We start from the raw sequence: 8,360 nt of genomic DNA, 5'->3' as shown, positions 1-8,360 counted from the left end.
ATGAAGTCACCTTTGCTCTCAAGTTGCTATTGGGAGCGAATACACCAAAAAACCGGGTAAGGTTGAGCCTTGGTGGAGGGATTAGAGCGGCAAGCTTGCCAATAAAATCAATTGGATCAAAGAATACGTGTGTAGTGCCATCACGATACGGTGTTTTCAATTCATAACGCACTTTTCCATGTTGTGTCATGCTTAAACGCTGCTCACTGATGGCTGGGCGGCTAATGTAACGACATAGCCTTTCTAATTTTTCTGGCTCATCTGCATTGGCGAAGACTCCTGCATGAAGCGAAAAGCCGGAAATGTTGGCCAATTGTCCATATTCACCCTCGGTGCTTGCAGGCAAGGTTTGGAGCGTAAACACTTTTTGTCCTTGTTGTGGTCCCATTGCAATACGATAGCTGACAGAGGCGCCTTGTAAATGCAACAGGCTATCTCCATCATCCACAGGTAGATTCAGATAACTGTTTTCCATATCGCGCTGGACGAGGCCGACTTTCTCTAAATATTTAGCGATGCGATGACTGATGGTGTGCACGAGCACGACCATATCGCTATGAGATGGCGCTTTGATGCGCGTAAAAGTAGTTCCGCCCCAAGTATTTTCGCTAATCGCGCCCTCAAGAAACAGCATATGGAAGTGAATGCGAAGGCGAAGAAGTGATGCTTAAGTTAACGCTACCAACTGAAGCTAACTTTTATAAAGAGCTTGTTGATCATCCTCGCGTACTTAAAGTGGTTGCACTTTCTGGCGGCTACAGCCGTGACGACGCAAACGCGAAACTAACAGAAAACCAAGGCATGATCGCAAGCTTCTCTCGCGCATTGACCGAAGGCGTATCTGCACAGCAATCACAAGAAGAGTTCGAAGCAACACTAGATAAAGCGATTGAAGGTATTTACCAAGCTTCTAAAGCCTAGACTTTCTCTTAACTTGTTTATTACAAAGAGCGCTATTCAGCGCTCTTTTTGTTTATATTAACGCATTCAATTCAAAGCCTGTTGTCAAAAAAAAGCGGACTGTGTATCATCTCGCGCCATTGTCATTGCTTGATATCATTGAAGCCTAGCATTGGAAGTAAACTGGTGAATTTCCAACACATAAATACTCAACGCTTTTGCTACGGTTTAGCGCTGTTATTGTTTACCTGCTTGCTTACGATTAAACAAGATATTAAGCCCATCTCGTTTAAGCATCAGCTTGATGCATCCGTCTCGACCCTCTCAATAGAAAGTAGCGCAGAAGAAAATGCGCATGACGACCTATTCCCGTCCGTTATCAATACCTTTGGTAACGCTGCGATTATTAGTTCACTTAGTGAAAACCCACCTCCATATTTAGTCTCTTGGGCTAAAAAGAGCTACGTCACCCCACTTACAAGAGCGCCACCTGCTGCTTAAGCTTTTCTTCTTGCTTTAATTTTCGAGAGAAAAGCCCTTCAATTTCAAAATTTTCACAAACGTCAGTTCTCTTCAGAGCTGGATATATTCGTGCGTGCATAGCTGAGTAATGAAAAGCATGAGCGGTTAGTAGCGCCCTCGTGTTAGCAAAACTGAACGGTAATAACGCCGTGCGGTAATTTACTCGCTATGCCGTACTAATGCTGTTGCCTGTCTATGGGTAACACCTATAAGAACGATTTAAAAATTATGAGCAAAAAAACGCTTTTAGCAGCAAGTATTCTTACCGTCATATTAACTGGGTGTGGTCATCAAGAGCACGAAGCTCATCATAGTGGTCCGCTAGAGTTCAATGTCTCGCATCCAATAAACAAAGATACAGTTCTTGTTAAAGAGTACGTCAGCCAAATTCGCGCCATTCAACATATTGAGTTAAGAGCAATGGAAAGAGGGTACCTTGCCTCTACGTTCGTTGATGAAGGTCAGACGGTAAAGAAAGGAAGCTCTATGTTTAAAATAGTGCCTACTATCTACGAAGCAGAACTTAAACGAGCTAAGGCAGAGGCTAAAGCCGTGCAAATGGAGTTCAAAAACACCAAGTCGCTAGTTGACCAAAATATAGTGTCACCTAACGAGCTTGCTGTTGTAGAAGCCGAGTATCAAAAAGCGCAGGCTGAAGTTGAATTAGCAGAAGCACATTTGGCATTCACTGATATTAAAGCGCCCTTTACTGGGAAGATGGACCACTTAGAAGCAAGAACAGGTAGTCTGCTCGATGAGGGGGAACTTCTCACAACCATGTCTGATTTAAGTCAAATGTGGGTTTACTTCAATGTACCAGAGTCTGAATACCTAGATTATGTACAAAGCGGAAAAGCGAATGAGGGGACGAGCGTTCGGTTAAAACTCGCAAACGGTACAATTTATCCTTACAAAGGCGTAATAGATACCATTGAAGCCGATTTTGATAACCATACGGGCACCATCGAAATGCGTGCGTCATTCCCTAACCCTGATGAAATGTTACGACATGGGCAAACAGGCAATATACTGGTCGATGTCGACTATCCAAACGCGCTGGTCATTCCCCAAAAGGCAACTTTTCAAATATTGGATCAGAACTATGTATATGTTCTAGATGCTGAGAATACCCTCACAACACGACATATAGAGATTGCAGCTGAGTTACCTCACATCTTCTTGGTATCAGAAGGGCTGAAAGAAGATGACACTATTCTTCTTGAGGGTTTGAGACGAGTAAGTAATGGCGATCGCATTAAGCCAAACCTTATTTCTTCTGACGATACGTTAGCTGAACTAGCACTTCAGGCAGAGTAGGGGATTTATTATGTTTGGTGTATTTATTAAACGTCCGGTGATGGCGATCATGCTATCCCTTATGATTATCTTTTTAGGCGCGCTTTCAGTTTTTACCTTGCCTACTTCTCAATTTCCAGATATCGCTCCTCCCAGGGTTCTAATTTCTTTGGCATACCCTGGTTCAAGTGCTGATGTACTTGTAAAGTCATCCTTGGTAACCATTGAGCGTTCAATAAATGGTGTGCCGGGCATGAAGTACATTGTGTCTGATGCCACGAGTGCCGGTGAAGCTACTATCCAAGTTATTTTTGACTTGAATGTAGACCCTAACCAAGCGTTAATAAACGTAAAAACGCGGCTTGACCAGATAATGAACCGGCTCCCGCAGTTGGTACAACTAGAGGGGGTGGTACTTCAAAGGGTGCAGCCAAGCATGTTGATGTACATCAACGTGTACAGCACAGACGAAGACGCCGATGAGAAGTTCCTTTATAACTACTCGAACATCAACGTTATACCAGAAATACAGCGTGTTAACGGTATTGCCAGCGCTAAAATATTGGGTAGTCGTCAGTATGCTATGCGCATCTGGTTAAAGCCAGATCGCATGCGAGCGTATAATATTTCAGTCGATGAAGTGATGGAGTCGATTGATGAGCAAAGCCTTATTGGTCGTCCAGGACGACTCGGTCGAAGCTCGGGAATAAGTGCGCAGTCTAAAGAATATGTGCTTGTTTATGAAGGACGGTATGACGAGCCTGATGAATACAAAAATATCATTATCAGAGCGGATAGTGACGGCAAGCTGCTTAAACTAAGTGACATAGCAGACGTAGAGCTTAGCAGTGAGTTTTTCGATATCTATTCAAACAAAGATGGGTATCCTTCTGCGGCAATCGTGTTAAAGCAAAATTATGGCAGTAGCGCTAATGAAGTGATATCTCAAGTAAAAGCTAAAATGGCAGAGCTTGAAGGAACCTTTCCGGAAGGCATGAAATACGAAATTAACTATGACGTGTCTAAGTTTCTCGATGCATCGATAGAACAGGTATTGCATACCTTATTTGAGGCATTTATCTTAGTTTCGCTGGTGGTTTTCATCTTTTTGGGAGACTGGCGTTCTACCTTGATTCCTCTATTGGCCGTCCCCGTATCCTTAATTGGTACCTTCTTTTGTATGCAAGCGACGGGGGTAAACATTAACCTGATCACCCTTTTCGCGTTGGTATTGGCTATCGGAATTGTGGTAGATAACGCCATTGTTATCGTCGAAGCTGTGCATGCAAAAATGGAAGAGAGTCCTAGCTTAACGCCTTATATGGCTACGCAGCAGGTATTAGGTGAAATGGGCGGCGCTATTATTGCTATCACTCTAGTTATGACAGCGGTATTTGTACCTTTAGTGTTTATGACTGGGCCGGTGGGCGTCTTTTATCGTCAATTCTCTATCACCATGGCATCGTCTATTATCATCTCTTGTATTGTAGCGCTTTCGCTAACGCCAGTGTTGTGCGCGATGCTACTTAAAAATCCGCACACACATACCAAAAAAGCCACGCCAATTAGTAAGCTTATTGATGTATTCAATCATTGGTTCGACAAGCTCACCGGGCGTTACACCAGCATCATAAAAGCGTTAGTAACCCGTCGAGTGGTGACTATTTTGTCGCTTTTTGCATTTGTAGCAGGCACGATTGGTTTCAATCACATTCTTCCGACTGGTTTTATCCCTGGAGAAGACCAGGGCCAAATTTACGCCATTATTCAAACCCCTCCAGGAAGCACCCTTGAAGTAACAAACGAAGTAGCGCGGGAGCTTCAAACCCTTGCTCTTGATGTTGAAGGGGTGTCATCGGTTTCTTCACTCGCAGGTTATGAAATCTTGACGGAAGGCCGAGGCTCTAATGCAGGGACTTGCCTTATTAACCTTGAAGACTGGGCGAATAGAGACCAGTCCGTACAGGAAATCATTGAAGAACTAGAGGCTAAAACTCATCATCTTGGCGCTGTGGTCGAATATTTCGAGCCTCCTGTAGTGCCTGGCTATGGCGCGTCATCAGGGCTGTCGTTCCGTTTGCTCGACAAAACAAATACGACGGATTACCAAGAGTTTGATGAAATAAACCAATCCTTTATGGATGAGCTGTCCAAACGCAAAGAACTTAAAGGGCTATTTACTTTCTACGCGGCTAATTACCCGCAATATAAAATTGAAATAGACAATCAAGCTGCAATGCAAAAGGGCGTATCAATTGGTAAGGCAATGGAAAACCTTAATATCCTAATTGGTAGTACCTACGAGCAAGGCTTTACCCGTTTCAATAACTTTTACAAGGTGTATACCCAAAGTGCTCCAGAGTACCGTCGTTACCCAAGCGATTTAATGGACTACTACGTAAAAAATGAGGAAGGTGAGATGGTGCCTTACTCTGCGTTTATGAAGCTGATTAAAACGCAAGGGCCCAATGAAATTACCCGATACAACCTGTACACCTCTGCAGCCATTCGGGCGGAGCCCGCAAAAGGCTATACCTCTGCCGAAGCCATTAAAGCGGTTGAAGAAGTTGCTGCGGCAACGTTACCCAAAGGCTATGACATAGGTTGGGAAGGGTTATCTTTTGACGAGGCCAAACGCGGTAGTGAAGCCATCGTCATATTCGGTGTAGTTCTACTATTTGTATATATAGTACTGGCGTCGCAATATGAAAGCTTGTTGCTTCCTCTTGCCGTTATTTTGTCGTTGCCAAGCGGTTTGATTGGTTCTTTTATTCTGCTTGACCTAATGGGCTTAGCGAACGATGTCTACGCGCAATTAGGTCTTGTAATGCTGGTTGGCTTACTGGGCAAAAACGCCGTGCTGATTGTTGAGTACGCGGTACAGAAAAACCAGCAGGGTTTATCTATCGCAGAAGCCGCCGTTGACGCAGCGAAACAGCGATTCCGCCCTATATTAATGACTTCATTTTCGTTTGTAGCAGGGCTTATCCCACTGGTCGTCGCCACAGGCGCAGGTGCGGTAGGAAACCGAACTATTGGTGCTTCAGCACTTGGAGGCACACTTTGCGGTAGTGTCTTCGGAATCATAGTTATTCCAGGGTTGTACTACCTTTTCGCTAAGCTAGAAGAGGGTAAATCACTAATTAAAAACGAAGATCATGTTCCACTTACAGAAACCTATCATTACAACGATGAGGTGCTAAGCGATGAAAAATAACACGCGTCTTTTGAAAAAGCCTCTTTTTGTGGCAATTGGCAGCGCACTGCTTGTTCAAGCGTGCGCAATCCCGTCAATAGAAACGCGGGACCCAAATGTAACCATGCCGGAACAGTTCAGCGCAAGCAATGAGCTAAGTACTGGGAGCAGCACAGGCTTAGGCGCCGACAAAAACAACGACGCCATTAATGGTGAGGCAAAAATTGAATGGGAGGCGTGGTTCAACGACCCAGATTTAACGGCGTTAGTTGAAACTGCTGTAACGAATAATAAGGAAGTTGCCGTACTTGTGCAACGCATTAATATGGCGTCTAACGAGGTGTATGCGCGGGAAGGTGAGTATTTACCAAGCGTCTCTGTAGGTGCTGCTGTTGAAACCGAAAAAGTGGGTGAATATACGCGAGAAGGCGCGGTGGAAGAGCAGCTTGATATCAGGGAAGGGGAAGCTTTCCCTGACCCCTTAGCTAATTTAGAGCTTGGGCTAAACGCGTCGTGGGAAGTGGATATCTGGCATAAGCTAAGGAATGCCTCAAAGGTGGCGTCACTTGAATACTTAGCTTCTATTGAAAGTAAGAATTTCTTTATCACACAGCTTGTTTCTGAAGTGTCTCGTAGCTACTACGAACTATTAGCGTTAGACAACAAGCTGGCGAATATTGATGCCACCATAAAGTTGCAGCGTAATGTTATTCAAACCATTAATGCACTTAAAGAATATGGACGAGCCTCTTCTTTACCCGTAGCGCGCTTTAATGCTGAGGTGAAGAAGAATGAAAGTGAACGCTTTCTCATTGAACAGGAAATTGTGGAGAAAGAGAACACAATCAATCTATTGCTAGGTCGCATGCCTCAACCTATTCAACGAAATAGCAACACGTTGTTTAGCGAAGACATTGTTAAGCCTAATATTGGTTTGCCCGCTTCATTGTTAGAAAACCGACCCGACATTCGAGAAGCTGAACTTACACTGCAGGCTGCAAACTTAAATATAGATGTTGCTAAAGCCAATTTTTACCCCTCTTTAGAGCTTAAGGCTGGGGTAGGGTTGTCTGCGTTTGATAGCCGGTATTTGTTTAATGTACCTGAGTCGTTGGCCTATTCGCTATCTGGCGATATTTTTGCCCCTTTAATCAATCGGCGTGCTATTGAAGCTGTTTATAAAAATGCGAGCGCCGAGCAAATCCAGGCCGCTTATGAGTATGAGCTTACGCTGCTAAAAGCGGTGTCTGAAGTGTCGAATAGTTTGTCTAAGTTGGATAATCTGGGAAAAAGTGCGGATGCTAAAAAAGCGCAAATTTCTTCCTTGGAATCGTCAGTTGATATCGCAAATCGTTTGTTTACGTCAGCGCATGGTGAGTATTTAGAAGTATTATTGGCGCAGCGCGAAGCATTAGAAGCGCGCAGTGAGTTTATAGAAACTCGTCAGCAGCAACTGGCAGCACTCGTTGACTTATATCAGGCCCTAGGAGGAGGCTGGCAATCTTCGTCGACCTAAAATAAGTTACCTAAGCTGAGAGCTGTTTAAGGAGAGCAATTGCTCTCCTTTTTTTTGTTTGCCCAGCGAAGCTGGCAAACCCGTCAGGTTGGAAGAAACCTGAATCACCCTGACTGAGGGGAAGATAATCTGAATCGCAAGGGCGTCACTGGCCAACGGTGGGGTCTGAAGGAAGCGATAGGAAGTTAGCGGTACACAACGCAAGTGAACCTGTTTCGGCTGTATAAGTGGATAAGCGTGCAAAATAGCGCAAAGTCCAATACTCAATCAGACTTATGCAGTGCTTGAGGGTGGAATGGCTAACAGGGAGTCAGTGCAGTAACTGGGGAAGCCTGGCACTGTATCCAGTAAATTACTGGACGTATGTATCAAGGGGTGACCCAAGGTATTGGCGAGTGTGAGGTGGCAGATGATCCCGTAGTAGTGAGTAAAGTTCGGCCTGTGAAAGCCAGTAATGGTGTGGAGGGTAAAACCGAACTGACCCTCAGCAGCGAGTCTGATGGCGTCCTTATCAGCCAAAAGCGGATTAGGATGGCGAAGGGCGGAAGTACATAGTAAGTCTGTGATGAGCAGATATTTTTTTTTCAGTGGCACACGAATCGACTAGCTATCGACGTCTTTGTACTTGGTTTGTCGCGGAAGCGATAGACTGGCTACGAAACGGTACATGGGAGTAATGTGGAAAATGCTGAGTAGATTGCCATTTGGCTAGCACGCTCAATCGCCATGTGAAATAGACCAACACGAAGAGAAAGTATCGGCGAGTTTAAGTAAAACAAACGTTATATGCTATCCTTCGTTGTAGCTGGCTTTTAGTGTGGCTAGATGTCCGTTACGAAGATGGTTTAGGCATTTGGGTTAATTGCACAGTTTTCATTGTTTGATCTTTTCAAGTCTTTGGTACAGCAATAGTGAAAATTGAGTGCAGGC

Annotated in this window: 5 protein-coding genes and 2 pseudogenes; 6 read left to right on the top strand and 1 reads right to left on the bottom strand. The window is 44.5% G+C overall.

From position 1 onward, the window contains the following. Positions 1-664, bottom strand: a pseudogene (locus O9X84_RS19300) (transposase); the annotation flags it as partial. Between O9X84_RS19300 and O9X84_RS19295 the strand changes: the two are divergent. The 6 genes and pseudogenes from O9X84_RS19295 to O9X84_RS19270 all read left to right on the top strand — a co-directional run. Continuing rightward, positions 649-921, top strand: a pseudogene (locus O9X84_RS19295) (fructose bisphosphate aldolase); the annotation flags it as partial. The pseudogenes O9X84_RS19300 and O9X84_RS19295 sit on opposite strands and share 16 nt — an antisense overlap. Before the next feature lie 165 nt (positions 922-1,086). Next, positions 1,087-1,401 (top strand): hypothetical protein, encoded by a 315-nt coding sequence (locus O9X84_RS19290; protein WP_269521283.1) that lies wholly within the window; start codon positions 1,087-1,089, stop codon positions 1,399-1,401. Between the two features lie 249 nt (positions 1,402-1,650). Beyond that, positions 1,651-2,739 carry an efflux RND transporter periplasmic adaptor subunit gene (locus tag O9X84_RS19285; RefSeq protein WP_269521282.1) on the top strand — a complete coding sequence of 363 codons (1,089 nt, stop codon included), beginning with the start codon at positions 1,651-1,653 and terminating at the stop codon, positions 2,737-2,739. Between the two features lie 10 nt (positions 2,740-2,749). Continuing rightward, positions 2,750-5,935, top strand: coding sequence for an efflux RND transporter permease subunit (locus O9X84_RS19280; protein WP_269521281.1), 3,186 nt, complete (start codon positions 2,750-2,752; stop codon positions 5,933-5,935). Next, the gene (locus tag O9X84_RS19275; protein ID WP_269521280.1) at positions 5,925-7,430 is read left to right on the top strand and encodes a TolC family protein; all 1,506 of its coding nucleotides are present in this window, start codon (positions 5,925-5,927) and stop codon (positions 7,428-7,430) included. The genes O9X84_RS19280 and O9X84_RS19275 overlap by 11 nt, the downstream gene beginning before the upstream one ends. A 375-nt stretch (positions 7,431-7,805) precedes the next feature. Continuing rightward, a complete protein-coding gene (locus tag O9X84_RS19270; RefSeq protein ID WP_269521279.1) occupies positions 7,806-7,985 on the top strand; it encodes a hypothetical protein in 180 nt (59 codons plus the stop codon). Positions 7,986-8,360: the final 375 nt, after the last annotated feature.

The organism is Alteromonas sp. BMJM2, assembly GCF_027257845.1.
Taxonomy (GTDB): domain Bacteria; phylum Pseudomonadota; class Gammaproteobacteria; order Enterobacterales; family Alteromonadaceae; genus Alteromonas.
Note: the sequence above shows the minus strand (reverse complement) of the source record. Positions and strands in the feature narration are given on the sequence as shown.

Coding starts and splice junctions, on each gene's coding strand:
- O9X84_RS19285 (WP_269521282.1), top strand. CDS start 1,651: ATGAGCAAAAAAACGCTTTTAGCAGCAAGTATTCTTACCGTCATATTA.
- O9X84_RS19275 (WP_269521280.1), top strand. CDS start 5,925: ATGAAAAATAACACGCGTCTTTTGAAAAAGCCTCTTTTTGTGGCAATT.
- O9X84_RS19280 (WP_269521281.1), top strand. CDS start 2,750: ATGTTTGGTGTATTTATTAAACGTCCGGTGATGGCGATCATGCTATCC.